We start from the raw sequence: 24820 nt of genomic DNA on the forward strand, positions 1-24820 counted from the left end.
CTAAGGACGAACAACGATGGACTTTTCGACAACCGAAGCGGCCACCGATCTCGGCGGCCTGGTCGACACGATCGTGGACTCGGTTTGCACGCCCGAGCACCACCGTGAACTCGACAAGCTCGATCAACGGTTCGACCGCGCGCTGTGGGGCAAGCTCGTCGACGCCGGCATCCTGACCAGCGCCTCGGCCACCTCGGTGGGCGGCGACGGATTCGGGGTGCTCGAGCAGGTCGCGATCTTGGTGGCGCTGGGTCACCAGTTGGCGGCCGTGCCATACCTGGAGTCGGTGATGCTCGGCGCCGGCGCGTTGGCTCGGTTCGGCACCGAAGAGCTGCAACAGGATTGGGGTGCTCCCGCGGTCGGCGGGGAGAAGATCCTCACCGCCGCGCTCCTGGGCGAGATGGGTGAGGGCCCGGTGCAGGCCAGCCGCGCCGGTGACGGCTACCGCCTCACCGGCACCCGCACCCAGGTCGGCTTCGGACCGGTGGCCGACGCGTTTCTCGTTCCGGCCGAGACCGATTCCGGCACCGCCGTTTTCCTGGTCGCCGCCGGCGATCCCGGGGTTTCGGTGACCGCATTGGAGACCACCGGCCTGGGCAGCGTCGGACACCTGGCGCTGGACGGCGCGGACGTGGCCGGTGCCCGGATGGTCGGCGGCGCCGAGGTTGTCGTCTGGCTCGACACGCTCGCGGCGCTGGGGCGCAGCGCCTTCCAGCTGGGCGTGCTCGAACGCGGACTGCAGCTCACCGCCGAATACGCCAGGGAGCGGGAACAATTCGATCGCCCGATCGGCAGCTTCCAAGCGGTGTCGCAGCGGCTGGCCGACGGCTATATCGACATCAAGGGCTTGCGGCTCACCCTCACCCAGGCGGCCTGGCGGGTCTCGGAGGACGTTCCCGCCGAGATCGACGTGGCCAGCGCCGCGTTCTGGGCCGCCGACGCCGGGCACCGGGTGGCGCACACCATCGTGCACGTGCACGGCGGCGTCGGCGTGGACACCGATCACCCGGTGCACCGCTACTTCCTGGCCGCCAAGGAGGCCGAATTCGCGCTGGGTGGTGCCACCGGTCAGCTGCGCCGGATCGGCCGCGAGCTGGCGGAAACCCCTGCCTGAATTCGTGCTTCCCCCCGATCCGACGGTCACCAAACTGCTGGCGCCGCTGGCAGAAATCGATGACCGGGGCATCTACTTCGAAGACACGTACACCACCTGGCGGGATCACCTGCGCCACGGCGCCGCCATCGCGGCGGCGCTGCGGGACCGCCTCGACCCGGCGAAGCCGCCACACATCGGCGTGCTGTTCGAGAACACCCCGTTCTTCTCGGCGATGCTGACGGCGGCCGGCATGTCCGGGATCGTGCCGGTGGGGCTCAACCCGGTGCGCCGCGGCGACGCGCTGGCCCGCGACATCGCCCATGCCGACTGCCAGGTGGTGCTGGCCGACTCGGCTTCGGCAGCCGCGCTGGGCGACATCGACCACGTGAACGTGGACTCCGCCGAGTGGGCCGACGAGGTGGCCGCACATCGCGATGCCGAATCGCACTTCCAATCCGCAACGGCCGCAGACCTGTTCATGCTGATTTTCACATCGGGCACCAGCGGCGAACCCAAGGCGGTGAAGTGCAGCCACGGAAAGGTGGCGATCGCGGGCATCACGATGACCCAGCGCTTCGACCTCGGCCGCGACGACGTCTGTTATGTGTCGATGCCGCTCTTCCATTCCAACGCGGTGCTGGTCGGCTGGTCCGTCGCGGTCGCGTGCCAGGGCTCACTTGCGTTGCGGCGCAAGTTCTCCGCCTCCAACTTCCTGGTCGACGTCCGCCGTTTCGGCGCCACCTATGCCAACTACGTCGGCAAGCCCCTGTCCTATGTACTGGCCACGCCCGAGCGGCCCGACGATGCGGACAATCCGCTGCGAGCGGTGTACGGGAACGAGGGCGTGCCCCGCGATGTCGAACGCTTCGCACGCCGGTTCGGGTGCGTCGTGCAGGACGGATTCGGTTCCACCGAAGGCGGTGTGGCGATCGCGCGCACCCCGGACACCCCGGATGGTGCGTTGGGCCCGCTTCCCGCGGGCGTCGACATCGTCGACCCCGATACCGGTGAACCCTGCCCCGTGGGCGTGGTCGGCGAGCTGGTCAACACGGCCGGCGCGGGCCGCTTCGAGGGTTACTACAACGACGAGGCCGCCGAGGCCGAGCGGATGGCGGGCGGGGTCTACCACAGCGGCGACCTCGCCTACCGCGACGACGCCGGCTACGCATACTTCGCGGGGCGGCTGGGTGACTGGATGCGCGTCGACGGTGAGAACCTCGGCGCCGCTCCGATCGAGCGGGTGCTGCTGCGGCATCCCGACGTGACCGAGGTGGCCGTGTACGCGGTGCCCGACCCGGTGGTCGGGGACCAGGTGATGGCCGCGCTGGTGATGGCCAACGGGACCGAGTTCGACGCCGACAAGTTCCGCGCCTTCCTGGCGGAGCAGCCCGACTTGGGACCCAAGCAATGGCCGTCCTACGTGCGGGTCAGCGCGGAATTGCCGCGCACGGTGACCTTCAAGGTGCTCAAGCGCCAGTTGGCGGCGCAGGGCGTCGACTGCGACGATCCGGTGGTGCGGATCCAGCCGCAAACGGGAAGGGGAACGTCGGCAGATGCCGAAAATTCGTGAGTTGATCGCCGGGTCGGCCCTCCTCGCGTCGCTCGGCGGCGCGGCGCTAGGTTTCGGCGCCGGGTGCGCCGCCGCCGACCCGGTGCCACCGCCCCCTCCCCTGCCTCCGCCACCCCCTCTGGTTTACGCGCCGCAGACGCCGGAACGGGCCCCGTGGGAACCGCCGCCGCAGGAACCGGGACTCCCGCTGCCGCCGCTGCCGCCTGGCTAGCGACGCGCCGTCCGCCGTGGCGCGCTGTGCGATGGGTACGTCGACGATAATGCTTGACTGCACGGAGACGCCGGGATCGAAGGAGACGCGATGGTTGGTCCGATCAGCGCATGACTTCGCGACCCTTGGAGACCGCGCTCGAAGCGAGCTTCGATCAGCTGTCGGCCGCGGTGCCGGCGGAGGTCGGCATAGCTATCGCCCGGCCGGACCGCACGTATTCGCTGGGCCGATGGTGGTCGGGTGTCGCGTGGTCGACGATCAAGGTGCCGTTGGCGATCGCCGCGCTGCGCAGCGATTGGTTGCGGGCGAAGGATCTGGCCGTCAAGGCCATCACCGAGTCCGACAATCACGCGTCGGAGCAACTGTGGTCCGGTTTGGGCGATCCGGCGGAAGCGGCGCGCCGGGTGCAGGGCGTGATCGCCGAGGGCGGTGACACCGCCACGGTCGTGGAATCGCGCCGGCTCCGGCGTGGCTATACCGCGTTCGGCCAGACGCAGTGGACTTTGCAGCGGCAAGCCCGGTTCGCCGCCGAGCTGCCGTCGATCCCCGGTTCGTCCGACGTCATCGACCTGATGCAGCGCCTCAGCAGTGGCCATCGCTGGGGCCTGGCCGCCAAAGGCTTTGCGGCCAAAGGCGGTTGGGGGCCGGGGATGCACGGCGACTACCTGGTGCGGCAGTTCGGGATCGTGCCCACGCCGACGGGACACTGGGGTATGGCCCTGGCCGCCAGGGTCCACGACGGGGTGTTGGAGACGGGCGTCGATGTCCTCAACACGATGTCGGAGTGGGTCCTCGGCCGACTTCCGGGGCTAGCCCGTTATTGACGGCACCACGGCGTCGATCAGGTGCGGCCCGGGTTCGCTCATCGCGTTCCGCAGCGCGTCGGCGAGTTCCTCGGCGGTGCTGACGCGGCGCGCGGGCACCCCCATTCCCTCGCTGATCTTGACGAAATCCATTGTCGGCCTTGACAGGTCGAGCAGGTCGAGCGCCTTGGGCCCGGGGGCCGATCCGGCCCCCACCCGCGCCAGCTCGATCCGCAGGATGTCATAGGCGCTGTTGTCGTAGATCACGGTGGTCACGTCGAGGTTTTCGCGCGCCTGAGTCCACAACCCGGAGATCGTGTACATCGCGGAGCCGTCGGATTCCAGGCAGAACACCGGCCGATCGGGGGCGGCGACGGCGGCGCCGACGGCGGCCGGGATGCCGTACCCGATCGCGCCGCCGGTCAACGTCAGCCAATCGTGGGCCGGCGCCCCCGCGGTGGCCTGGGCGAGCAGCACGCCGGAGGTGTTCGACTCGTCGACGACGATCGCTCCCTCCGGCAGCAGCGCCCCGATCACGTCGGCCGCCGACGCGGACGTCAGGGCACCCGTCGGCAGCTGAGGCCGCGCCGCAACGGCAACGGGCGCAACGGTTCCGGGCGCCAGCTCGTCGGCCACCGCGGCGAGCGCCTCGGCGGCACCGCTGTGTCCGGCGAGCAGGTGAACCTCGCAGCCGGCCGGGACGAGGTCACTGGGCATGCCCGGGTAGGCGAAGAAGGACACCGGCGACTTGGCACCGGCCAGCACCAGATGCTTGGCGCCGTCCAGCTGGGCGGTGGCGGCCTCGGCGAAATAGGCCAGCCGCTCGACGGCGGGAACGCCCGCGCCGCGCTCCAGCCGCGCCGGGAACGTCTCGCACAACACCCGCGCGCCGGTCGCCTGCGCGATGCGCGCGGCGGCGGCAAGGCCCGGTCCGCGGGTGGCGTCGCCGCCGATCATCACCACCGTGGGTTCCCCCGAGCGCAGCACCTCGATCACCTCGAACGCCAACCGCGGTTCGGCCCCCGCCGGCTCCGCAGGAGTCGTCCCGGCCGGTTGCGCCCCGTCCGACCATGACGCGTCGGCGGGCAGGATCAGCGTCGAGATCAGCGAGCCCGCCCGGCTCGCGGCGATCGCCTCCGCCGCATCGGACGCGACGTCCGCGGCGCGTTCGGTGCGACGTACCCACCCGGAGACGGTTCCGGCGAGCGCGTCGATGTCGGATTCCAGTGGGGCGTCGTACTTTTTGTGGTACGTGGCGTGGTCGCCGACGACCACGACCATCGGCACCTGAGCGCGCCGGGCGTTGTGCAGGTTGGCCAGGCCGTTACCCAGGCCGGGGCCCAGGTGCAGCAGCACGGCCGCCGGCCGGCCGGCGATGCGGGCGTAGCCGTCGGCCGCCCCGGTGGCGACGCCCTCGAACAGCGCCAGCACGCCGCGCATTTGCGGGACGGTGTCCAGCGCGGCGACGAAGTGCATCTCCGAGGTGCCCGGGTTGGCGAAGCACACGTCGACGCCGCCGTCGACCAGAGTGTTGATCAGGGCCTGGGCACCGTTCACGTGTCTGCCTCCAGTTTGAAAACGCGCTCGGCGTTGCCGTGCAAGAACTCTCGGCGGCCCTCGTCGGCCAGGTCGAGTTCGGCCAGCCCGGCCAGGGCGTGCGCGTGGGTCATCATCGGGTAGTTACTGCCGAACAGGACTTTGCTTTGTCCGGTACCGGTTTTCATGAACCGGATCAGCTCGTCCGGAAGCCGCTTGATCGTGTACGCCGAGGTGTCGATGTAGACGTTCTCGTGTTTGCGGGCGACCGCGACCATCTCCTCGGTCCACGGATAGCCGACGTGCCCGCACACGATCACCAGCTCGGGGAAGTCGAGGGCGACCTGGTCGATGTAGGGAATCGGGCGGCCCGTCTCCGAGGGCCGTAGCGGACCGGTGTGGCCCACCTGGGTGCAGAACGGTACCCCCAGCTCCACGCATTCGGCGAACAGCGGGTAGTACCGGCGGTCGGTGGGCGGTGCGTTCCACAACCACGGCACCACCCGCAGGCCCAGGAATCCGTCCCTAACGCGGCGGCGCAGTTCGCGGACCGCTTCCATCGGGCGGTCGAGATCGACCGCGGCCAGCCCGCCAAACCGATTCGGGTGCATGCTGACCCACTCGGCGACCTCGTCGTTGGAGATCAGGTCCTGGCCGCCGGGGCCGCGCCACGCGCTGAGCAATCCGAAGCGCACGCCGGCGGCGTCCATAGTCGCGATGCTCGCCTCGATCGGGACGTCGGCGTCGGGGATGGCGTCGCCGGTCCACCGCCGCAGGGATGCCAGCATGTCGCTGCGCAGGAACCGCGCAGTGGGGTGCTGCATCCACACATCGACCGTCATCGCGATCAACAGTAGACGCCGGCGCTACAGGGCCAGCGCGGCGCGGGCGCAAGCGTGCGTCCGCTGAGCGTGCCCGCCGCCGAACAGCACGACGTGCGCCAAAAGCGGGAAAAGCTGGTGTAGCCCGATGCGGTTGCGCCAGCCGGCCCGCAGGGGCCGCGCCCGCTCGTAGCCGTCGACGATGGTGTCGTAGTGCGGGCAGCCGAACAGCGCGAGCATCGCCAGGTCGCTCTCGCGGTGGCCGGCGTGCGCGGCCGGGTCGATCAGCACCACCCCGTCGGGCGTCCACATCACGTTGCCGCCCCACAGGTCGCCATGCAACCGGGCGGGCCGGTCATCGTCGTCGAAATCGCCGGCGCGGCACCGCCTGACGACGGAGTCGATCGCGTCGCGGGTGGCGGCGTCGAGCCGCGCCGCCGCCAGGTCGGCCATCGGCGCCAGCCGCTCCTCGGCGTAGAACTCGCCCCAGCGGCTGTGCCGCCGCAGCGACATCGGCAGCGGCTGGGAAAGCGGCCCGAAGAACCCGGGCCCGTCCCATCCTTCGGGCCCCGCTCCGAACGCGGGGGCGCCGGCATCATGCGTGACGGCCAACCGGCCACCGAACGCGCGCGCCGCCTCGGGCGTCGGCGTCACCGAGTCAAGCCGCCCCAGGGTCAGGCTCGTCGGATCGACGGAAACCACTTGGGCGCAGGGCACGCCGCCGTCGACGCCGGCCAGCCACCGCAGCCCGGCGGCCTCCCACCCGAAGTAGCCGCTGGGGGCGGCGGGGTGTTGCTTGACGAAGTGGGTCAAGCGGTTACGTGCGCGGCGTGCACGTCGTCGGCGGGCCGCGCCTCGGTTTGCTCCTTGGCCCAGCGGTAGTCGGGCTTGCCCGCGGGCGAACGCTTGACCTCGTCGACCAGCCAAAGGCTGCGCGGCACCTTGTATCCCGCGATCTCGGAGCGCACGAAGCGGTCCAGTTCGGCGAGCGTCGGGCGGGCGCCCGGTCGCGCCTGCACGACGGCGGCCACGTGCTGGCCGTACCGGGGGTCGGGCACGCCGACCACCAGGGCGTCGAAGACGTCGGGGTGGCCCTTGAGCGCCGCCTCGACCTCCTCGGGGTAGATCTTCTCGCCGCCGCTGTTGATCGACACCGAGCCGCGACCCAGCATGGTGACGGTGCCGTCCTCCTCGACGAGCGCCCAGTCGCCCGGGATCGCGTAGCGCACCCCGTTGATGGTCTTGAACGTCTCGGCCGTCTTCTTCTCGTCCTTGTAGTAGCCGACCGGGATGTTGCCCTTCTTGGCGATGAACCCGCGCACCCCGGAGCCCGGCTTGACCTCGTTGCCGTCCTCGTCGAGCACCACCGTGCGGTGGTCGATGGTCACGCGCGGGCCGCCACTGTGCGGGGCGTCTTTCGCCACGATGCTGGTGCCGCCGAATCCGGTCTCCGACGAGCCGATGGAGTCGGTGATGACCCGGTTGGGCAACAACTCGAGCAGGCGCTCCTTGATGCTCGGCGAGAACAACGCCGCGGTGCTGCCCAGCATGAACAGCGACGACAGGTCGTAGTCGTTTTTCCTGTCGAGCGCATCGAGCAATGGCCGGGCCATCGCGTCGCCGGTGAAGAACAGCATGTTCACCTTATGATCGTGGATCGTGCGCCAGACCTCGTCGGCGTTGAATTCCGGTGCCAGCACGGTGGTTTGGCCCGAAAAGACCGACCGCCAGGTGGCCGACTGGGTGGCACCGTGGATCATCGGCGGAACCGGATAGTTGATCATCGGGGGGTTGGCGGCCGCGGCCTTGGCCAGGTCGTATTCGTCCTTGACGAATTCGCCTGTGGCGAAGTCGGTTCCACCGAGCAGCACCCGGTAGATGTCCTCGTGACGCCACATCACGCCCTTCGGGAATCCGGTGGTGCCACCGGTGTAAAGGAGGTAGATGTCGTCGGCGCTGCGCTCGCCGAAGTCGCGCTCGGGCGAGCTGTCCGCGATCGCCGAGTGGAACTCGACGCCGCCGTAGCGCGTGTAGTCGTTGTCGCTGCCGTCCTCGACCACGAGGATGGTCTTGACGTTCGGGGTGTCCGGCAGCACGTTGGCGACCCGGTCGGAGTACTGGCGCTCGTGGACCAGGGCGACCATGTCGGAGTTGTCGAACAGGTAACGCAACTCCCCCTCGACGTAGCGGTAGTTGACGTTGACGATGATGGCGCCGGCCTTGACGATGCCGAGCATCGCGATGACGATCTCGATGCGGTTTCGGCAATACAGCCCGACCTTGTCGTCCTTCTTGATGCCCTGGTCGATCAGGTAGTGGGCGAAGCGGTTGGCCTTCTCCTCCAGCTGGGCGTAGGTGAGCTTCTCGTCGCCGCAGATCAGGGCGACACGGTCCGGCACAGCGTCGATGGCGTGCTCTGCGAGATCGGCAATATTCAGGGCCACGGCCACTAAATTAGAACGTGTTACATTTCTTGACAAGCTCGTGCCCCTCATCGACGGAAAGGCGGTAGCTGTGTCCGAGGCTCCAGCAAACGACCAAGCGGGACATGACGCGCTCGTCGAACAGCGCGGTCACACCCTGATCGTGACGTTGAACCGGCCGCACGCCCGCAACGCCCTGAGCACCGAAATGATGGAAATCATGGTGCAGGCCTGGGACCGCGTCGACAACGACCCGGACATCCGCTGCTGCATCCTGACCGGGGCCGGTGGCTACTTCTGCGCCGGCATGGACCTCAAAGCGGCAACCAAGAAACCGCCGGGTGAGTCGTTCAAGGATGGCAGCTACGACCCGTCGCGAATCGACGCTTTGCTGAAGGGTCGCCGGCTGACCAAACCGCTCATCGCGGCCGTCGAGGGCCCCGCGATCGCCGGCGGCACCGAGATCCTGCAGGGTACCGACATCCGCATCGCCGGCGAGAGTGCCAAGTTCGGCATCTCGGAGGCCAAGTGGAGCCTGTACCCGATGGGCGGGTCGGCCGTGCGCCTGGTGCGGCAGATCCCCTACACGGTCGCCTGTGACCTGCTGCTGACCGGCCGGCACATCACCGCCGGCGAGGCCAAGGAGATGGGCCTGATCGGGCATGTCGTGCCGGACGGGCAGGCGCTGTCCAAGGCGCTCGAGATCGCCGACATCATCGAGAACAACGGCCCCCTGGCCGTGCAGGCGATTCTGCGGGCGATCCGCGAGACCGAGGGCATGCACGAGAACGAGGCCTTCAAGATCGACACCCAGATCGGCATCAAGGTGTTCCTGTCCGACGACGCCAAGGAAGGCCCCCGGGCGTTCGCCGAGAAGCGCAAGCCCAACTTCCAGAACAAGTAGACCCCTCGGGCGCCCCTTCCCCGCCGAACGTGAAGCCATTGCGATCTTCCGGCCGGATTTTCGCAATGGCTTCACACTGGACGACCCGTCGGTGCCCCTCGGCATACTCCGCGGGATGGGAAAGCCATTTCTCGGTAGCGAGGCGGTCGCGTCCGGGCTGGTGACGCCGTACGCCTTACGCACCGGCAGGTTCGTGGCGATGCACCGCGACGTGTACGTGCCCCGCGATGCGGAGGTCACCGCCGTGGTGCGTGCCGAGGCGGCGTGGTTGTGGTCACGGCGGCGCGGGGTCCTCGCCGGCCGGTCGGCCGCGGCGCTACACGGCGCCAAATGGGTCGATGCCCAGGCGCCGGCCGAACTCATCTACCAGAATCGCCACGCGCCAACACATGTCCGCACCTGGGCTGACCGCATCGAAGACGACGAAAGCACGACGATCCAGGGCATGTCAGTAACGACCCCGGCGCGCACGGCATTCGACCTAGCCTGTCGCAATCCGGTCGGTACGGCCGTCGCTGCGCTCGACGCCCTGGCTCGGGCAACCCGACTAAAGGTCGCCGATGCCGAATTAATTGCGGAACGCTACAAGGGCCACCGGAACATCCGGCGGGCCAGGCGCGCGCTCGAGCTTGTCGATGCCGGTGCGCAGTCACCCCGGGAAACGTGGCTGCGACTGACGGTCATCGAAGCCGGATACCCTCCACCGCAGACCCAGATTCCCGTCTGCGGCGAACATGGCGAGCTTGTCGCGGTTATCGACCTTGGTTGGGAAGACGTCAAAATCGCCCTCGAGTACGAGGGTGACCACCATCGGACGGATCGCAGGCAATTCCGCAGGGATATCGCTCGATTCGAAGCGCTGCAGGACGTGGGCTGGATAGCCATTCGGGTCACGTCGGCAGACACACAAGGCGGCATCCTGGCGCGGGTGGCCGACGCATGGCGCCGCCGAGCGTGAAGCTGTCGCGAGTTTTGCGCCGTTTTCTCGCAACAGTTGCACGCTCGGCGACGAGCCAAGGCGCCTACCCCAGCGGTGCGCTCGGCGTGAACGCGACCGGCATCTTCTCCAGGCCGGAGACGAAGTTGGCCGGCCGCAGGGGCAGGTCGGCCTCCGAGGCCAGCCGCATGTCCGGCAGGCGCTGCAGCAGCCGGGTCTGCATGATGGACAGCTCCAGCCGGGCTAGCTGGTTCCCGAGGCAGAAGTGCGTCCCGAAGCCGAAGGCGAGGTGGTTGTTCGGATAACGCGCGATGTCGAATGATTCCGGATCGTCGAACACCTTCTCGTCGAAGTTCGCCGACTCGAACAGCAGGATCATCTTCTCGCCCTGGCGCAGCTGGGTGCCGTGGAACTCGGTGTCGGCGGTGATGGTGCGTGCCATGTTCTTCACCGGCGCGGTCCAGCGCAACATCTCCTCGATCGCGTTGGGCAGCAGGCTCAGGTCGCCCGCCAGGCGCCGGTGCTGATCCGGGTGCAGCAGCAGCTGCCGGGTCCCGCCGGACAGCGTGTGGCGCGTGGTCTCGTCGCCGCCGATCAACAGCAGCAGCACCTCGGTGACGATCTGGTGGTCCTCGAGCCGTGAGCCCTCGACCTCCGCGTGCACCAGGACACTCACCAGGTCGTCGGTCGGCTCGGACTTGCGGGCCTCGATCATGCCCATCATGTACTGGCTGTAGGCCGCGAAAGCGTCCATGGTGACCTGGAAATCGGACTCCGCCGCGGTGCTGCTCAAGAAGCTGACCAGGTCGTCGGACCACTTGAGGAACATCTTGCGCTCCTCGGGACGCACGCCGAGCATGTCGCCGATCACGGCCATCGGCAGGGGCGCGGCAAGGTCCCAGACGAAGTCGCATTCGCCGCGTTCGCACACCGCGTCGATCAGCGTGTCACACAGCGAAACGATCTTGGCTTCAAGGTCTTTCACGCGCTTGCGGGTGAAGCCGGAGTTGACGAGCTTGCGGCGCAGCAGATGTTGCGGATCGTCCATCTCGATCATCATCTCGACGCCGTCTTGGTCGGGGCGGATGCCGCCGGCGTTGGAGAACAGCTCGGGGTTGCGTTCGGCCTCGATCACGGCCTGATAGGTCGACGCGGCGGCCAATCCCTTGCGGTCCCGGAAGACCGGCTCGTGCTCGCGCATCCATCGGTAGACGGACCGCGAATCGCCCGCGTAGAAGGCACCGTCGGTCAGATCCACATCGGGTCTGGTCATCGTCATGAGATCTCCTGGGCATCACCGAAGGTCATTTGGACGTTCTGAGCGGAACTGGACACCAAAGCGCGTTTTGGAAGGCCTAGCGACGCAAGCTCTTTCGCATACGGGTGATCACCCAGCCGGATCCGCACGCCGCCGAACCGGGTGTGCACACCATCCAGCGTGTGTTCGAAGGCGGTCTCGCGGGTGACGCCGTCGCGGTGTGAGTAACTGGTCTGCGCCTGCTGGCGGGGGGTCAGCCGGAACGGCAGGCCGGGGCGAAAATCCATGCCGATCACCGGCTGGCCGTCGATGCTGAGGTCGAAACCGAACCGGCGCCCCTCCCGAACGGTGAAGTCGCCCATCACCTTCGGGTAACCCCAGATCTTGGTGCCCGCCTCCAAGGTGAACGCCTGGTCGACGGGCAGGTGATGGATGAAGGCGCCGGCCGACTGCAGCGCTCGTAGCCCGCTGGCCTTCGAGCCGGGCGGGTTGACCATGACGCTGGTGCCGAACTCGTGATACTGGCCCAGGTCGCCGTCGAGGTAATGCATCAGCATCAGGACCACGATCGCGCGACCGGGCAGGTAGCGGCAGACCTGCAGGCCGCTGTAGTCGATCATCTGCTGCGCGGCGTCGGCGTCGACGGAGAACATCGCCATGTGCTGATTTGCCTGGCGGATCCGCACCGGCATGGTCAGTACCGTGCCCGCGATGGTGTGCTGCGAGGCTGTCATCGGGCCACACTAGAACGCGTTCTAATCCCCTGGCAAGGATCGGCTAGATCAGCGTGGCGAGCTCCCTGATCTGCGCCTCATTGCGTCCGTTGACCACCATCATGGTGACGCCGGCGGCTTCCCAGACCTTGACCTGCTCACGGACGTAGTTGATATCACCGACGATCGCGGCGTCGTCGATCACCTCGTCGGGGATGATCTCGGCGGCCTTGTCCTTCTGGTTGCTGCGGAACAGCTTGGTGACCTCGTCGACCACCTCGGCGTAGCCCATCCGCCGGTAGACGTCGGCGTGGAAGTTGGTGTCCTCGGCGCCCATCCCACCCATGTAGAGCGCGATGTAGGGCTTCATGGCCGCGAACGCCGCGGGGCGGTCGTCGGTGATGACGATGTTGGCGGTCGCGCAGATCTCGAAGTCGTCGCGGCTGCGGCGCGCCCCGGGCCGCGCGAACCCTTCGTCGAGCCATTCGTTGTAGGTGTCCGCCATCCGCGGCGTGTAGAAGATCGGCAGCCAGCCGTCGCAGATCTCGGCGGCCAGGGCCACGTTCTTCGGCCCCTCGGCGCCCAGCATGATCGGGATGTCGGGGCGCAGCGGGTGGGTGATGGGCTTGAGGGGCTTGCCCAGCCCGGTCGTCTGCTCGCCGGTCAGCGGCAACGGGTAGTGGGGGCCGTCGCTGGTGACCGGCTTCTCGCGGGCCCACACCTGCCTCATGATGTCGACGTATTCACGGGTACGGGCCAGCGGCTTGGGGAACGGCCGGCCGTACCAGCCCTCGACCACCTGCGGGCCCGAGACGCCGAGGCCGATGATGTGCCGGCCCCCGGACAGATGGTCGAGCGTCAGCGCGGCCATTGCGGTCGCCGTCGGGGTCCGCGCGGACAGCTGAATCACCGAGGTGCCCAGTCGCAGCCGGTGTGTCGAAGAGCCCAGCCACGCCAGCGGCGTGTAGGCATCCGATCCCCACGCTTCGGCCGTGAAGACGGCGTCGAATCCGGTTTCCTCGGCGGCGGCGACGAGCTCCGCGTGGTTCTCCGGCGGCTGAGCGCCCCAATACCCGAGCTGCAATCCCAGCTTCATAGTCACTGAACCCTTCCGAGGACCCGATGTTGAAACAGTTCTTAGAACCTGTTCTACTCGATGGCGTGACAGCCAGTTCGAGCAGCCCGACCTTGACGGATCCCACTGAGCCACCGCTCTCCGCGCCGCTGACGTTGTCTTTCGACTACACCCGTTCGGTCGGCCCCACGCTGAGCAAGTTCTTCACCGCACTGCGTGAGCGCCACGTCCTGGGAGTGCGCGGATCCGATGGCCGGGTACACGTGCCGCCGGCGGAATACGACCCGGTCACCTACGAGCCGCTGGGCGAGATGGTGCCGGTGTCCAGCGTCGGCACCGTCGTTTCCTGGACGTGGCAACCGGATCCGGTGGAGGGTCAGCCCCTGGACCGTCCGTTCGCCTGGGCGCTGATCAAGCTCGACGGCGCGGACACCCCGCTGATGCACGCCGTGGACGCCGGCAGCCCAGGAGCCATCACGACGGGCTCCCGGGTCCATGTGCACTGGGCCGACGAGCCGGTGGGCACCATCACCGACATCGCGTACTTCGAGCTCGGTGAGGAAGCCGAGCCGGTGTCCGAACAGCCGGCGGGCGAACAAGATCCGGTGACCATGATCGTCACGCCGATCTCGCTGACGATTCAGCACACCGCCTCCCACGAGGAAAGCGCCTACCTGCGGGCCATCGCGCAGGGCAAGCTGCTGGGCGCGCGTACCGGCGAGAAGGGCAAGGTTTATTTCCCGCCGCACGGCGCGGACCCGGCCACCGGCCAACCCACCACCGAATTCGTGGAGCTGCCCGACAAGGGCACCGTCACGACGTTCGCGATCATCAACATCCCGTTCCAGGGTCAGCGCATCAAACCGCCCTACGTGGCGGCCTACGTGCTGCTCGACGGTGCCGACATTCCCTTCCTGCATCTGGTCGCCGACATCGACGCGCACGAGGTGCGGATGGGTATGCGCGTCGAGGCGGTGTGGAAACCCCGCGAGGAGTGGGGCTTTGGCATCGACAACATCGAGTACTTCCGGCCGACAGGGGAACCCGACGCCGACTACGACACCTACAAGCACCACCTGTAAAGGGCACACCTACCACATGAGCGCTCGCAACGTTGCGGTCGTCGGCTTCGCCCACGCCCCACACGTACGCCGCACAGACGGCACCACCAACGGCGTCGAGATGTTGATGCCGTGCTTCGCCCAGCTCTACGAGGACCTGGGTATCACGAAGGCCGACATCGGCTTCTGGTGCTCGGGATCCTCCGATTACCTCGCCGGGCGGGCATTCTCGTTCATCTCGGCGATCGACTCGATCGGCGCAGTGCCGCCGATCAACGAATCGCACGTCGAGATGGACGCGGCGTGGGCCCTCTACGAGGCCTACATCAAGATCCTGACCGGCGAGGTCGACACCGCGCTGGTGTACGGGTTCGGCAAGTCCTCGGCCGGAATTCTGCGCCAGATCCTGTCCCGGCAGACCGATCCCTATACCGTCGCGCCGCTGTGGCCGGACTCGATCTCGATGGCCGGGCTGCAGGCCCGCATGGGGCTCGACAACGGCAAGTGGACCGAAGAGCAGATGGCGCGCGTCGCGTTCGACTCCTTCGCCAACGCGCGCCGGGTCGACAAGGTGGAGGGGTCGATCAGCGTGGCCGAGCTGCTCGAGCGGCCGTTCTTCGCCGAGCCGCTGCGGCGCCACGACATCGCGCCCATCACCGACGGCGCCGCCGCGATCGTGCTCGCGGCCGACGATCGGGCGCGCGAGCTGCGCGAGAACCCCGCCTGGATAACGGGAATCGAGCACCGCATCGAAACCCCGGCCCTCGGCGCGCGCGACCTCACCGAGTCCCCGTCGACCAAGGCCGCGGCCCAGGCGGCCACGGGCGGCCGAACCGACAACCTGGACGTCGCGGAGATCTGCGCGCCGTTCACCCACCAGCACCTGATCCTCGAGCAAGCCATCCGGATACCGGGGCCGACCAAGGTCAACCCGTCCGGTGGAGCGCTGGCCGCCAACCCCATGTTCGTCGCCGGCCTCGAGCGTATCGGCTTTGCCGCCCAACACATCTGGAACGGATCGGCCAAGCGGGTGCTCGCGCACGCCACCAGCGGGCCCGCGTTGCAACAGAACCTGGTCGCGGTCATGGAAGGAAAGAACTGATGGCCGGAGCGGGAGCATACCTGGCCGCGGTACTGGGTACCGGGCAGACCAAGTACGTGGCCAAGCGCAAGGACGTTTCGATGAACGGCATGGTGCGCGAGGCGATCGACCGCGCGCTGGAAGATTCGGGTTCGACGTTCGACGACATCGACGCCGTCGTCGTCGGCAAGGCGCCCGACTTCTTCGAGGGCGTGATGATGCCCGAGCTGTTCATGGCCGACGCCGTCGGCGCCACCGGCAAGCCGCTGATCCGGGTGCACACCGCGGGTTCGGTCGGCGGGTCCACCGCGGTGGTGGCCGCCAGTCTGGTGCAGTCCGGCAAGTACCGCCGCGTGCTGGCCATGGCCTGGGAGAAGCAGTCGGAATCAAATGCCATGTGGGCGTTGTCGATTCCGGTCCCCTTCATCAAGCCCGTCGGCGCAGGCGCGGGCGGTTATTTCGCCCCGCACGTGCGGTCCTACATCCGCCGTTCCGGCGCACCGTTGAACATCGGCGCGATGGTTGCCGTCAAGGACCGGCTGAACGGGGCCCGCAATCCGCTGGCGCACCTGCATCAGCCCGACATCACCGTCGAGAAGGTGATGGAGTCGCCGATGTTGTGGGACCCGATCCGCTACGACGAGACCTGCCCGTCCTCGGACGGTGCCGCCGCGGTGGTGATCGGCAACGAGGAGGCCGCCGAAGCCCGTCTGGCCCAAGGACAGCCGGTCGCGTGGATCCACGCGACCGCGCTGCGCACCGAGCCGCTGCAATTCTCGGGACGCGACCAGGTCAGCCCCCAGGCCGGGCGGGACGCCGCCGCGGCGCTGTGGAAGGCGGCGGGCATCACGAGCCCGATCGACGAGATCGACGCCGCGGAAATTTACGTGCCCTTCTCGTGGTTCGAGCCGATGTGGTTGGAAAACCTCGGCTTTGCGCCCGAGGGTGAGGGCTGGAAGCTCACCGAAGCCGGCGAGACGGCGATCGGGGGGCGGCTACCGGTCAACCCGTCGGGCGGCGTGCTGTCGTCGAACCCGATCGGCGCGTCCGGCCTGATTCGGTTCGCCGAGGCGGCGATTCAGGTGATGGGCAAGGGCGGGGATCACCAAGTCCCCAACGCGCGTAAGGCGTTGGGGCACGCCTACGGCGGTGGCTCGCAGTACTACTCCATGTGGGTGGTCGGCGCGGACAAACCCACGCCCGAAAAAGTCGGCTCGTGACCGAGAACCCCGCGCACGAGGCGGGCCGCCGCTCGCGCGAGGCGGTCATCGCCAGGGACAAAGAGGCGTGGCTGGCGGTGTTCGCCGACGACGCGATCGTCGAGGATCCGATCGGGCCGTCGGCCTTCGACCCGGAAGGCAAAGGACACCGGGGCCGCGACGCGATCTCGGCCTTCTGGGACAAAGCGATCGCGCCCACCACCAAGATCGAGTTCGTCTTCCGCGACACCTACCAATGCGGCAACGAGGAAGCCAACGTCGGCCACATCCTGATCACCCATGGCGACTATCAGGTGACCGCGGAGGGCGTCTTCACCTACAAGGCGAACGACGAGGGCCAGATGACCGCCCTGCGCGCCTACTGGGAGATGGACCGCGCGGCCGCGTCGGCCCGGAAGGTCTAGAGCGGCTCGAGCCCGGCCAGGTGCCGCTGAGCCAGTTCGCGGTAGGCCTGCGGATTCACCTTGACCCACATCTCCGCGCCCGTTCCGGCGACGGGTCCCTTGATCTGCGCCGGTGCGCCCACCGCCAGCATGCCGGCCGGAATCTGGGTGCCGGCCGTCACCAATGAATGGGCCGCGATCAGGCTGCGCGCGCCGATGACCGCGCCGTCGAGGACGGTCGCGTGGTTGGCGATCAGGGCCTCGGCCCCGACATGCACCCCGTGGATGCAGCACATGTGCGCCACCGTGGCGCCGGGCCCGATGTCGACCGGGATGCCGGGCGGCGCGTGCAGCACCGACCCGTCCTGCACGTTCGCGCCCTCGCGCACCACGATCGGCCCGTAGTCGCCGCGCAGCACGGTGTTGAACCACACCGATGCACCGGCTTCGACGACGACCTCGCCGATCAGGGTGGCGGTCGGCGCCACGAAAGCGGTGGGATCGACCCGCGGCGCCCGGCCCTCGAAAGCAAACAGCGGCATCGTCTAGATATACCCCGAGCGGGAATCCGCCGCGCATATGCCGTGGCCAGACTCGCCGTCGTTGCGCGCCGCCACCGCAAAACTGTAACGTGTTCTAGTTAGAGGGCCAGCGAGTTGGAGGTGACAGGTGACTACCGACGCCAAGGCGGTCGGCATCCGGGAGATCGATCCCGGTGCTCTGCCGACAAGGTACGCCCGGGGCTGGCATTGCCTGGGCGTCGCGAAGGACTTCCAGGACGGCAAGCCGCACTCGATCGAGGCGTTCGGCACCAAGCTGGTGGTCTTCGCCGACTCACACGGGAACCTGAACGTGCTGGACGGCTACTGCCGGCACATGGGTGGTGACCTCTCTGAGGGCACCATCAAAGGCGACGAGGTGGCCTGCCCGTTCCACGACTGGCGCTGGGGCGGTGACGGCCGCTGCAAGCTCGTGCCATACGCCAAGCGCACACCCAAGACGGCGCGCACCCGCTCGTGGACGACCGACGTGCGCGGCGGCCTGTTGTTCGTCTGGCACGACCACGAACAGAATCCGCCGGACCCCGCGGTCCGGATCCCCGACATCCCGGAAGCCGCCAGCAACGAGTGGACGGAATGGCGGTGGAACCGCATCCTCATCGAGGGCTCGAACTGCCGCGACATCATCGACAACGTCACCGACATGGCGCACTTCTTCTACATCCATTTCGGGTTGCCGACGTACTTCAAGAACGTCTTCGAGGGTCACATCGCGTCGCAATACCTGCACAACGTGGGCCGTCCGGACGTCAACGACCTGGGTACCTCCTACGGTGAGGCGCACCTCGACTCGGAGGCGTCGTACTTCGGGCCATCGTTCATGATCAACTGGCTGCACAACAGCTACGGCGGCTACAAGGCGGAGTCGATCCTGATCAACTGCCACTACCCGGTGACCCAGAACTCGTTCGTGTTGCAGTGGGGCGTCATCGTCGAAAAGCCCAAGGGCATGGACGAAGCGATGACCGAGAAGCTGTCGCGGGTATTCACCGAAGGCGTCAGCAAGGGCTTCCTGCAGGACGTCGAGATCTGGAAGCACAAGACCCGCATCGACAACCCCCTGCTGGTCGAGGAAGACGGCGCCGTCTACCAGCTGCGCCGCTGGTATCAGCAGTTCTACGTCGACGTGGCCGACATCCAGCCGGAAATGGTGGAGCGCTTCGAGATCGAGGTGGACACCACGCGCGCCAACGAATACTGGAACGCCGAGGTCGAAGAGAACCTCAAGGCGGCCAACGACGAAGTGCCCGTGGAGCAACACTGATTCCATGACCCAGGATCAACCGGCAGTCCCCGACGTCGACCGGCTAGCCCGGTCGATGCTGATGCTGCACGGTGACCATCACGACCACGAGGAAGCGCCGGCCCGCAACGGCGGCTCCGGATCCTGGTCGAAGTCAAGGGATTTCGCCAACGATCCGCAGCGTGCCGCCGCCGTCGCCGAAGCCAGTCGCGCCGACCGGGAGCGCTACCTTCGCTCGGGCCTGCTGCCGGTGGATTGCCGGTTCTGCCACGTCACGGTCACCGTCCGGAAACTGGGCCCGGGCCACACCGCCGTGCAATGGAACACCGAGGCCTGGCAGCGGTGCGCCCACTTCACCGAGGTGCGCAACTCCGGTGGCGACACCGCGCGCACCCGTTCCTGCCCGAAGTTGAGCGACAGCATCGAGCATGCGGTCGCGGAGGGTTACCTGGGCGAGCCCGAGGATCCGGACGCCGACTGAATCACTGCCCTTGGGGCAGTTTGGTTATCGCTTCGAACGCCTCTAGGAATACCGCGGCGATGTCGCCCTCGCGGGCGCCGGCCATCGGCTTCTTCTGCAGGAGGACACGCTGCACGCCGATGCCCAATAGCAGGGCGGTGACCATGTCCGCGCGAATCCTGGGCCGGTCCGCCGTTATCCGCTTGGCCAGGTTGTGGGTGAGGCCCGCATCGAGCTGCTCGTTGAGACGCGCCACGACCGAAGGGTCGCCGCTGGACCTCAGCAGGGCGAACAACGGGGCGTCGACATCGCCGCGCGCGCCCAGCACCCGGGCGATCAATCGCTCCGCCAGCACATCGTCCGCGGCGCCGAGAAGTTCCTCCACATTCTCCGAAACCTCCGTTGCTTCCGCGAAGAGCCTTTCCTTCGACCCGAAATAGCGGCGGACCAAAGTGACATCCACACCGGCTTTCGACGCCACCTCGCGCAGGCCAATGGCGTTGTAGCCCCGCGCAAGGAAGAGCTCGCGGGCGGATTCCAGCAGGCGGATTCTGGTGGCACCGGCGTCGCGGCGCCGTGGTGGCACGTCGTCCATCTGTCCTCCTTTGTCTACAACCGTAGACATATCCGCCCCGGCGGCGCTACGCTGAGGGCATATGTCTACGACTGTGGACATATGCCGGTGAGTTGAGGGAGGTTCTCATGGCCGGGGTGATGCTTGTCAAACAGCGGGTCGCCAGTGTCGATCAATGGAACGACGTGTTTCGCGAACCCCGACTCGATGCAACCCGGCGCCGGCATGGGCTGGTCGTGACCGGTACCTACATCGACGGCGACGACCCCACCACCGTCATCGTCGTCATGAAGATGGAAAACATCGATGCGGCAAGGCGATTCGCGGCCTCGTCCGAGCTTGCCAGGGCGCGCGAGCACGCGGGCGCGATCGGTCCACCAGACGGCGTTTGGCTGGGGGCCCGGCCGGTCGACGACTGATTCACAGCCCGGCGAAGCGCTCCTTGACGGTTTCGACGGTCAGCCCGTAATCCGCCAGCGAGTAACGATGTTTCGGCGCCCGCTCGCCGGACTGGCTGTCGGCGTGCGTCTGCTCCATCGCCGCCCTCGCCTCGTCGGTCAGCGTCATCCCGAACTGCCGATAGATGTCGGCCACCGTGCCGATCGGGTCGGCGATCAGTTCCTTGTAGTCGACGTCGTAGAACTGGGCCGGCGAATACTTGGCGCGGGCGGTGTTGAAGCGTTCCAACCCCCGCGACCAGGTATCCATTGCGTCGGCGCCGATCTGGGCCCCGTCAAACTTCGTCGACCATCCCTCGGCGGTGTGCTGAGCCAGCGAGCACATGGAGGCCATGATCGTCTCGACCGGCCGATGGGTCTGAATCACCAGCGCGTCGGGGTAGGTCGCCATCAAGGCGTCCAGCGCGAACAGGTGGCTGGGATTCTTGAGCACCCAACGCTTTTCGGCGTCATTGAGCCCGATCAGCTGGAGGTTCTTGCGGTGCCGCCGGTAAGACGGCGTCCAATCCTGCTCCGACAGCCACTGCGCGTAACTGGGCAGGTGCGCCAAGGTCTCGTAGGACACCGAATGCAGCGACTGGCGAAGCAGCTGCCAGCATTCCTCGAGCTCGTATGCGGCCATGAAGTGCAGGCCCGTGTAACCGGGATTCTCTCGGTGGTGCCGGTTGAATTGCTCGTCCAGTTGGCGATAAAGCGGGTGTGATTCCCAGGTTTCACGCGGCGGCCGCGGTTGCGGGAATTCGGCCAGCCACATGTGCAGGCCCTGATGCGCGGGGTCGGCGCCCAGCAGCCGGTGCAGCGCCGTGGTGCCGGTGCGCACCAGGCCGGTGACGAAGATCGGGCGTTCGATCACGACGTCGGCGTGCTGCGGGTACTGCTTCCACGACGCCTCGGACAGCAGCCGGGCCACCAGGGCTCCGCGCAGGAAAAATCGATTCATCTTGCTGCCCAACACCGTAAGGCCGGCTTCTCGCCGGTAGGAGTCCAGCAGCACCTCGAGCGCCTCGAGGTAGTTGTCGTCGTTGGCGCCGAAGTCGTCCAGCCCGGTCAGCTTGCTGGCCGATGCGTGCAGTTCGTCGACGGTGCCGATATCGGTGCGATCAGCTCCCATGTCGCCATCTCCTCCTCATCCCCTCGCTCTGCATCGTCGATGGCGGCATTACGTGTGGTACTCCCCGCAGTTGACGTCCAGCGTCTGCCCGGTGATGCCGCTGGACAGGTCGCTGGCCAAGAACAGGATCGCCGAGGCCACCTCGTCTTCGGTCGGCAGGCGCTTCAGGTCGGAGTTCGCCGCGGTGGCCGCGTAGATCTGGTCCACCGTGGTGCCGTATTTGCCCGCCTGATGTTCGAAGTAGGCCTGCAGGGTGTCACCCCAGATATAGCCGGGGGCAACGGAATTGACGCGGATCCCCTTCTCGCCGAGCTCGGTGGCCAGGGACTGTGACATCGACAGCAGCGCCGACTTGGCCATCTTGTAGGCGCCGTACTTGGCCTGGGAGTGCCGCAGCACCATGGAGTTGACGTTGACGATCGACCCGTGCGACTTCTCCAACGCGGGCGTGAAGGCCTGGATGAGCCGCAACGCGCCCAGGGCGCTGAGCTCGATCGCATCACGGATGTGCTGAAAACTGGTGCCGGCCAACGGCTTCATCGATGGCACGCGGAACGCGTTGTTGATCAACACGTCGACCTTGCCGTAGGTGGCCATGGTCGTCTCGACGAGGTAGTTGACCTCGTCGTCGTCGGTGATGTCGCAGCGCACGGCCAGCGCCTTGTGCCCGGCGTCGTTGACCTCCTTGGCGACGCTTTCCAGCCGTTCCACGGTCCTCGCCGCGAGGACCAGGTCGGCACCGTCCTGGGAGAACCGGTGCGCCAGGGTGGTGCCGAGTCCCGGCCCGACGCCGCTGATGACGACGACCTTTTCGTTGAGCAATCCTGACATGGTCACCCCAGCATCCTGGCCGCAATTTGTTGTTGGCGCAGCGCTATTCGCGCACGCCATTCGTCGTCGGAGATCTTATTGTGCTCGAAGTACGGCAACGTGGCGGGTACGGCGTCGAAGTCGACCAACTCCACGGTGGGCCCGTCCGCCTCGGTGAGCTGACGCGACACCCGCTGCCAACGGAACTGCAGGAAGCCCCGCCGATGCGCCAGCGTCTCGACCCAGTTGGTCACTCCCGGATTCTGGTCGGCGACGACGATGCGCACCTTGCCGTCCGGATCCGCTTGCGCCTGAGTGTTGTTCAGCGACGTCTGGTGGTTGATGTAATCCAGGGAGATGTACCACAGGCTGCCCAGCTGGAAGCCGAGGTAGGGCGCATCGGAAATTGGGATGGTGATCACCAGCGCCTGATCGGGCCGCAGGTCGTAGTGGCCGACCGACGAATACTGGGTCGCGAGTCCGCCCGGCGTGAGCCGGGGCGCAACCATGGTGTTCACCGGAAGGTCGAGATAGAACCACTGCGGGAATTGCAGCCACGTCTTCACCCGGTTGACGAGCTGCTTTCCCGCTGTGGCATAACGCTTTTCGATCGTCTCGCGGCTCAGCGGCGGGGGCGCGGTGCCCGCGGTGTCGAGCCGGGAAATCGCCAGCGTGCCGCGCTGTGCCGACCAGTCCCCATAGACCTCGCGGATGACCAACTGGCCGTTGCTGGTGGGCCGCACCCGCCACTCGAAACTGCCGTCGGCCGCGATCTCGAGTTCGCGGTCGTCGAACGCCGCCTGGCTGGCCGGCACGTTGTCGTCGGTGTATTCACCCCCGAGCAGCTGGAAGCTCAGGTCGGTCGTGGTGCCGCGCCGGCCGGTGACGACGTAGTCGTGATTGGCGTGTACCCGGGTGCCGAAGTAGAGGGTGTCGGGGTTGTCGAGGCCCATCTTGGTGAACGGCCCGGTTCCGGACTGCAGGAACGGGTGGTCCCGTTCGTAGTCGAAGGCGAGGTGGATACAGGCCGAAACGCAGCCCGCCAGATACTGCAGCCCTTCCAGGAGGTCTGCCTCGGTCTCGATGAAGGGCGCGTCGGCGACCAGTTTCTCGGCTTCGGCGATCGCGGCGGTGAGAGGATCAGAGAACACGCATAGACGCTAGAACGTGTTCTACTTTTTCGTCAATGGCGAACGTTCCCGCGCGTCCGCCCTAGCGTTCACCGACGAGGCCGACTCACTACGGTGCGCACTGCTGCGACAGGTCGATCAGATGCTGCCGCACGTCCGGATGCCGGTTGAGGTAGTCGATGACGTTGGGGCCGCCGCCTTCCGCCTCCGACTTGGCCTGAAGCTGCGCGTGGAGATCGGGATGCCGCTGCAGGTACTGGTCGATGGAGTTACCCACGGTCTGATCGCATTGGGGCGCGGCGCCGGCGACCGGGAGCGCGATCACGCTCGCGGCGGTGACGGCCAGCAAACTCCCGGCGAGCACGCCGTACGGTCCGCGGCCACGAGTGTTCCTGGATGTCACGGTCATGCGCGCCAGGTTACTCCGGATAGCTTTGCGTGGCCTGTGCATGCGCAGGCTACTTGGCGGCGGCACCGCTTTCTTGCTCGCGCTTGATCTCCAGCGCGATGTCGATGAGTTGGTCTTCTTGACCGCCGATGAGCTTGCGCTGACCGGCGCGGTGCAGCAACTGGTGGGCGGGCACGCCGTAGCGCTCGGACTGGCGGATCGCGTGCTTGAGGAAGCTCGAGTAGACACCGGAGTAGCCCATGATCAGGGCGTTGCGGTCCAGCAGGCACTCGGCCGGCATGGCCGGGGCGACCACCTCTTCGGCGGCGTCGGCGATGTCGAAGAAGTCGATCCCGGTCTTGACGCCGATCTTGTCGAACACGCCGATGAGCGCCTCGACGGGCGCGTTGCCCGCCCCGGCACCGAACCGGCGACACGAGCCGTCGATCTGCTTGGCGCCCGCGCGGACGGCCTCGACACTGTTGGCCACCCCGAGCCCCAGGTTTTCGTGGCCGTGGAAGCCCACCTGGGCGTCGTCGCCGAGCTCGGCGACCAGGGCCGCGACCCGGTCGCGCACCCCTTCGAGGACCAGCGCGCCGGCCGAGTCGACCACGTAGACGCACTGGCACCCGGCGTCGGCCATGATGCGGGCCTGGGCGGCCAGCTTCTCCGGCGGAATCGTGTGGCTCATCATGAGGAACCCGACGGTTTCCAGGCCGAGTTCGCGGGCCAGGCCGAAGTGCTGAATGGATACGTCGGCCTCGGTGCAGTGGGTGGCGATCCGACAGATCGACCCGCCGTTGTTCTGGGCCTCCTTGATGTCCTCCTTGGTGCCGACCCCGGGCAGCATCAGGAAGGCGATCTTGGCGTCCTTGGCCGTCTCGGCGGCAAGCTTGATCAGCTCTTGCTCGGGCGTCTTGGAGAAGCCGTAGTTGAAGCTGGAGCCGCCCAGCCCGTCGCCGTGGGTGACCTCGATGACGGGCACCCCCGCGGT

The 24820-nt window shown here is 67.4% G+C and carries 26 protein-coding genes; 12 read left to right on the top strand and 14 right to left on the bottom strand.

What is annotated here, in order from left to right; all coding sequences use genetic code 11:
- Window positions 1–16: 16 nt before the first annotated feature.
- The 3 genes from A5691_RS04240 (at window position 17) to A5691_RS04250 (ending at window position 3701) form a co-directional block, all read left to right on the top strand.
- Window positions 17–1114, top strand: coding sequence for an acyl-CoA dehydrogenase family protein (locus A5691_RS04240; protein ID WP_067888714.1), 1098 nt, complete (start codon window positions 17–19; stop codon window positions 1112–1114).
- 4 nt (window positions 1115–1118) lie between these two features.
- The gene (gene fadD17, locus A5691_RS04245) at window positions 1119–2666 is read left to right on the top strand and encodes a long-chain-fatty-acid--CoA ligase FadD17 (protein WP_067888735.1); all 1548 of its coding nucleotides are present in this window, start codon (window positions 1119–1121) and stop codon (window positions 2664–2666) included.
- A gap of 321 nt (window positions 2667–2987) precedes the next feature.
- Complete coding sequence (locus A5691_RS04250) at window positions 2988–3701, top strand: serine hydrolase (protein ID WP_067888711.1); 714 nt, start codon at window positions 2988–2990, stop codon at window positions 3699–3701.
- Here A5691_RS04250 and A5691_RS04255 read toward each other — a convergent pair.
- Genes A5691_RS04255 through A5691_RS04270 form a run of 4 tightly spaced genes read right to left on the bottom strand, consistent with a single transcriptional unit; the run spans window position 3687 to window position 8487 of the window.
- Window positions 3687–5237, bottom strand: a complete 1551-nt coding sequence (locus A5691_RS04255; protein ID WP_067888708.1) for an acetolactate synthase large subunit — start codon at window positions 5235–5237, stop codon at window positions 3687–3689. The genes A5691_RS04250 and A5691_RS04255 overlap by 15 nt on opposite strands.
- Window positions 5234–6058: an amidohydrolase family protein gene (locus tag A5691_RS04260; protein ID WP_067758851.1), complete on the bottom strand. Its 825-nt coding sequence runs from the start codon at window positions 6056–6058 to the stop codon at window positions 5234–5236. The genes A5691_RS04255 and A5691_RS04260 overlap by 4 nt, the downstream gene beginning before the upstream one ends.
- Window positions 6059–6082: 24 nt before the next feature.
- Complete coding sequence (locus tag A5691_RS04265) at window positions 6083–6850, bottom strand: fructosamine kinase family protein (RefSeq protein ID WP_067758854.1); 768 nt, start codon at window positions 6848–6850, stop codon at window positions 6083–6085.
- On the bottom strand, window positions 6847–8487 hold the full coding sequence (locus A5691_RS04270) for an acyl-CoA synthetase (protein ID WP_067758857.1): 1641 nt from the start codon (window positions 8485–8487) through the stop codon (window positions 6847–6849). The genes A5691_RS04265 and A5691_RS04270 overlap by 4 nt, the downstream gene beginning before the upstream one ends.
- Window positions 8488–8551: 64 nt before the next feature.
- Here A5691_RS04270 and A5691_RS04275 point away from each other — a divergent pair, with 64 nt between their 5' ends.
- A complete protein-coding gene (locus tag A5691_RS04275; RefSeq protein ID WP_067758860.1) occupies window positions 8552–9364 on the top strand; it encodes a crotonase/enoyl-CoA hydratase family protein in 813 nt (270 codons plus the stop codon).
- A 115-nt stretch (window positions 9365–9479) separates the two neighbouring features.
- Window positions 9480–10322: a hypothetical protein gene (locus A5691_RS04280; RefSeq protein WP_068015979.1), complete on the top strand. Its 843-nt coding sequence runs from the start codon at window positions 9480–9482 to the stop codon at window positions 10320–10322.
- A 64-nt stretch (window positions 10323–10386) separates the two neighbouring features.
- On the opposite strand, the gene A5691_RS04285 is transcribed toward A5691_RS04280, so the two are convergent.
- The 3 genes from A5691_RS04285 to A5691_RS04295 are packed head-to-tail and all read right to left on the bottom strand — an operon-like array spanning window position 10387 to window position 13368.
- On the bottom strand, window positions 10387–11574 hold the full coding sequence (locus A5691_RS04285) for a cytochrome P450 (protein ID WP_156670123.1): 1188 nt from the start codon (window positions 11572–11574) through the stop codon (window positions 10387–10389).
- A gap of 2 nt (window positions 11575–11576) precedes the next feature.
- Window positions 11577–12293 carry an acetoacetate decarboxylase family protein gene (locus A5691_RS04290; protein ID WP_067755615.1) on the bottom strand — a complete coding sequence of 239 codons (717 nt, stop codon included), beginning with the start codon at window positions 12291–12293 and terminating at the stop codon, window positions 11577–11579.
- Between the two features lie 43 nt (window positions 12294–12336).
- Entirely contained in the window at window positions 12337–13368 is a 1032-nt protein-coding gene (locus tag A5691_RS04295) for an LLM class F420-dependent oxidoreductase (protein ID WP_067755619.1), read from the bottom strand.
- 65 nt (window positions 13369–13433) lie between these two features.
- Here A5691_RS04295 and A5691_RS04300 point away from each other — a divergent pair, with 65 nt between their 5' ends.
- From A5691_RS04300 to A5691_RS04315, 4 genes are read left to right on the top strand one after another with little or no spacing between them, the layout of a single operon-like run.
- The gene (locus A5691_RS04300; RefSeq protein WP_067890797.1) at window positions 13434–14429 is read left to right on the top strand and encodes a Zn-ribbon domain-containing OB-fold protein; all 996 of its coding nucleotides are present in this window, start codon (window positions 13434–13436) and stop codon (window positions 14427–14429) included.
- A 16-nt stretch (window positions 14430–14445) separates the two neighbouring features.
- Window positions 14446–15510: a thiolase domain-containing protein gene (locus A5691_RS04305; RefSeq protein WP_067755635.1), complete on the top strand. Its 1065-nt coding sequence runs from the start codon at window positions 14446–14448 to the stop codon at window positions 15508–15510.
- The gene (locus tag A5691_RS04310) at window positions 15510–16709 is read left to right on the top strand and encodes a thiolase domain-containing protein (protein WP_067755639.1); all 1200 of its coding nucleotides are present in this window, start codon (window positions 15510–15512) and stop codon (window positions 16707–16709) included. Before A5691_RS04305 ends, A5691_RS04310 begins: the two co-directional genes overlap by 1 nt.
- On the top strand, window positions 16706–17113 hold the full coding sequence (locus A5691_RS04315) for a nuclear transport factor 2 family protein (RefSeq protein WP_067755643.1): 408 nt from the start codon (window positions 16706–16708) through the stop codon (window positions 17111–17113). Before A5691_RS04310 ends, A5691_RS04315 begins: the two co-directional genes overlap by 4 nt.
- Here A5691_RS04315 and A5691_RS04320 read toward each other — a convergent pair.
- Entirely contained in the window at window positions 17110–17634 is a 525-nt protein-coding gene (locus A5691_RS04320) for a gamma carbonic anhydrase family protein (RefSeq protein WP_067755647.1), read from the bottom strand. The genes A5691_RS04315 and A5691_RS04320 overlap by 4 nt on opposite strands.
- A 127-nt stretch (window positions 17635–17761) precedes the next feature.
- On the opposite strand from A5691_RS04320, the gene A5691_RS04325 reads away from it, so the two are divergent.
- Window positions 17762–18916 (top strand): Rieske 2Fe-2S domain-containing protein, encoded by a 1155-nt coding sequence (locus A5691_RS04325; RefSeq protein ID WP_067888516.1) that lies wholly within the window; start codon window positions 17762–17764, stop codon window positions 18914–18916.
- Between the two features lie 4 nt (window positions 18917–18920).
- Window positions 18921–19376: a hypothetical protein gene (locus A5691_RS04330; protein WP_067888519.1), complete on the top strand. Its 456-nt coding sequence runs from the start codon at window positions 18921–18923 to the stop codon at window positions 19374–19376.
- Window position 19377: 1 nt separating this feature from the next.
- On the opposite strand, the gene A5691_RS04335 is transcribed toward A5691_RS04330, so the two are convergent.
- The gene (locus A5691_RS04335; protein ID WP_068266438.1) at window positions 19378–19950 is read right to left on the bottom strand and encodes a TetR/AcrR family transcriptional regulator; all 573 of its coding nucleotides are present in this window, start codon (window positions 19948–19950) and stop codon (window positions 19378–19380) included.
- A 107-nt stretch (window positions 19951–20057) separates the two neighbouring features.
- On the opposite strand from A5691_RS04335, the gene A5691_RS04340 reads away from it, so the two are divergent.
- The gene (locus A5691_RS04340) at window positions 20058–20348 is read left to right on the top strand and encodes a hypothetical protein (RefSeq protein ID WP_231968943.1); all 291 of its coding nucleotides are present in this window, start codon (window positions 20058–20060) and stop codon (window positions 20346–20348) included.
- 1 nt (window position 20349) lies between these two features.
- Here A5691_RS04340 and A5691_RS04345 read toward each other — a convergent pair whose 3' ends face one another.
- The 5 genes from A5691_RS04345 to dmpG all read right to left on the bottom strand — a co-directional run.
- Window positions 20350–21498: a sulfotransferase gene (locus A5691_RS04345; RefSeq protein ID WP_067888523.1), complete on the bottom strand. Its 1149-nt coding sequence runs from the start codon at window positions 21496–21498 to the stop codon at window positions 20350–20352.
- 48 nt (window positions 21499–21546) lie between these two features.
- Window positions 21547–22329 carry an SDR family oxidoreductase gene (locus A5691_RS04350; RefSeq protein WP_067755663.1) on the bottom strand — a complete coding sequence of 261 codons (783 nt, stop codon included), beginning with the start codon at window positions 22327–22329 and terminating at the stop codon, window positions 21547–21549.
- Window positions 22330–22331: 2 nt separating this feature from the next.
- Entirely contained in the window at window positions 22332–23459 is a 1128-nt protein-coding gene (locus A5691_RS04355; RefSeq protein WP_068015977.1) for a hypothetical protein, read from the bottom strand.
- Between the two features lie 88 nt (window positions 23460–23547).
- Window positions 23548–23847, bottom strand: coding sequence for a hypothetical protein (locus A5691_RS04360; RefSeq protein ID WP_067755669.1), 300 nt, complete (start codon window positions 23845–23847; stop codon window positions 23548–23550).
- A 49-nt stretch (window positions 23848–23896) separates the two neighbouring features.
- Window positions 23897–24820 (bottom strand): 4-hydroxy-2-oxovalerate aldolase (dmpG, locus tag A5691_RS04365; protein WP_068015974.1); only part of this gene is annotated, 924 nt, incomplete at its 5' end.

This window comes from Mycobacterium sp. E183, assembly GCF_001667735.1.
Classification (GTDB): domain Bacteria; phylum Actinomycetota; class Actinomycetes; order Mycobacteriales; family Mycobacteriaceae; genus Mycobacterium.

What these genes read in the sequence shown, in the direction of transcription:
- A5691_RS04240 (WP_067888714.1), top strand. Translation starts at nt 17, where the DNA reads ATGGACTTTTCGACAACCGAAGCGGCCACCGATCTCGGCGGCCTGGTC.
- A5691_RS04250 (WP_067888711.1), top strand. Translation starts at nt 2,988, where the DNA reads ATGACTTCGCGACCCTTGGAGACCGCGCTCGAAGCGAGCTTCGATCAG.
- A5691_RS04260 (WP_067758851.1), bottom strand. Translation starts at nt 6,058, where the DNA reads ATGACGGTCGATGTGTGGATGCAGCACCCCACTGCGCGGTTCCTGCGC.
- A5691_RS04280 (WP_068015979.1), top strand. Translation starts at nt 9,480, where the DNA reads ATGGGAAAGCCATTTCTCGGTAGCGAGGCGGTCGCGTCCGGGCTGGTG.
- A5691_RS04285 (WP_156670123.1), bottom strand. Translation starts at nt 11,574, where the DNA reads ATGACCAGACCCGATGTGGATCTGACCGACGGTGCCTTCTACGCGGGC.
- A5691_RS04290 (WP_067755615.1), bottom strand. Translation starts at nt 12,293, where the DNA reads ATGACAGCCTCGCAGCACACCATCGCGGGCACGGTACTGACCATGCCG.
- A5691_RS04295 (WP_067755619.1), bottom strand. Translation starts at nt 13,368, where the DNA reads ATGAAGCTGGGATTGCAGCTCGGGTATTGGGGCGCTCAGCCGCCGGAG.
- A5691_RS04305 (WP_067755635.1), top strand. Translation starts at nt 14,446, where the DNA reads ATGAGCGCTCGCAACGTTGCGGTCGTCGGCTTCGCCCACGCCCCACAC.
- A5691_RS04310 (WP_067755639.1), top strand. Translation starts at nt 15,510, where the DNA reads ATGGCCGGAGCGGGAGCATACCTGGCCGCGGTACTGGGTACCGGGCAG.
- A5691_RS04320 (WP_067755647.1), bottom strand. Translation starts at nt 17,634, where the DNA reads ATGCCGCTGTTTGCTTTCGAGGGCCGGGCGCCGCGGGTCGATCCCACC.
- A5691_RS04330 (WP_067888519.1), top strand. Translation starts at nt 18,921, where the DNA reads ATGACCCAGGATCAACCGGCAGTCCCCGACGTCGACCGGCTAGCCCGG.
- A5691_RS04335 (WP_068266438.1), bottom strand. Translation starts at nt 19,950, where the DNA reads ATGGACGACGTGCCACCACGGCGCCGCGACGCCGGTGCCACCAGAATC.
- A5691_RS04340 (WP_231968943.1), top strand. Translation starts at nt 20,058, where the DNA reads ATGGCCGGGGTGATGCTTGTCAAACAGCGGGTCGCCAGTGTCGATCAA.
- A5691_RS04345 (WP_067888523.1), bottom strand. Translation starts at nt 21,498, where the DNA reads ATGGGAGCTGATCGCACCGATATCGGCACCGTCGACGAACTGCACGCA.
- A5691_RS04350 (WP_067755663.1), bottom strand. Translation starts at nt 22,329, where the DNA reads ATGTCAGGATTGCTCAACGAAAAGGTCGTCGTCATCAGCGGCGTCGGG.
- A5691_RS04360 (WP_067755669.1), bottom strand. Translation starts at nt 23,847, where the DNA reads ATGACCGTGACATCCAGGAACACTCGTGGCCGCGGACCGTACGGCGTG.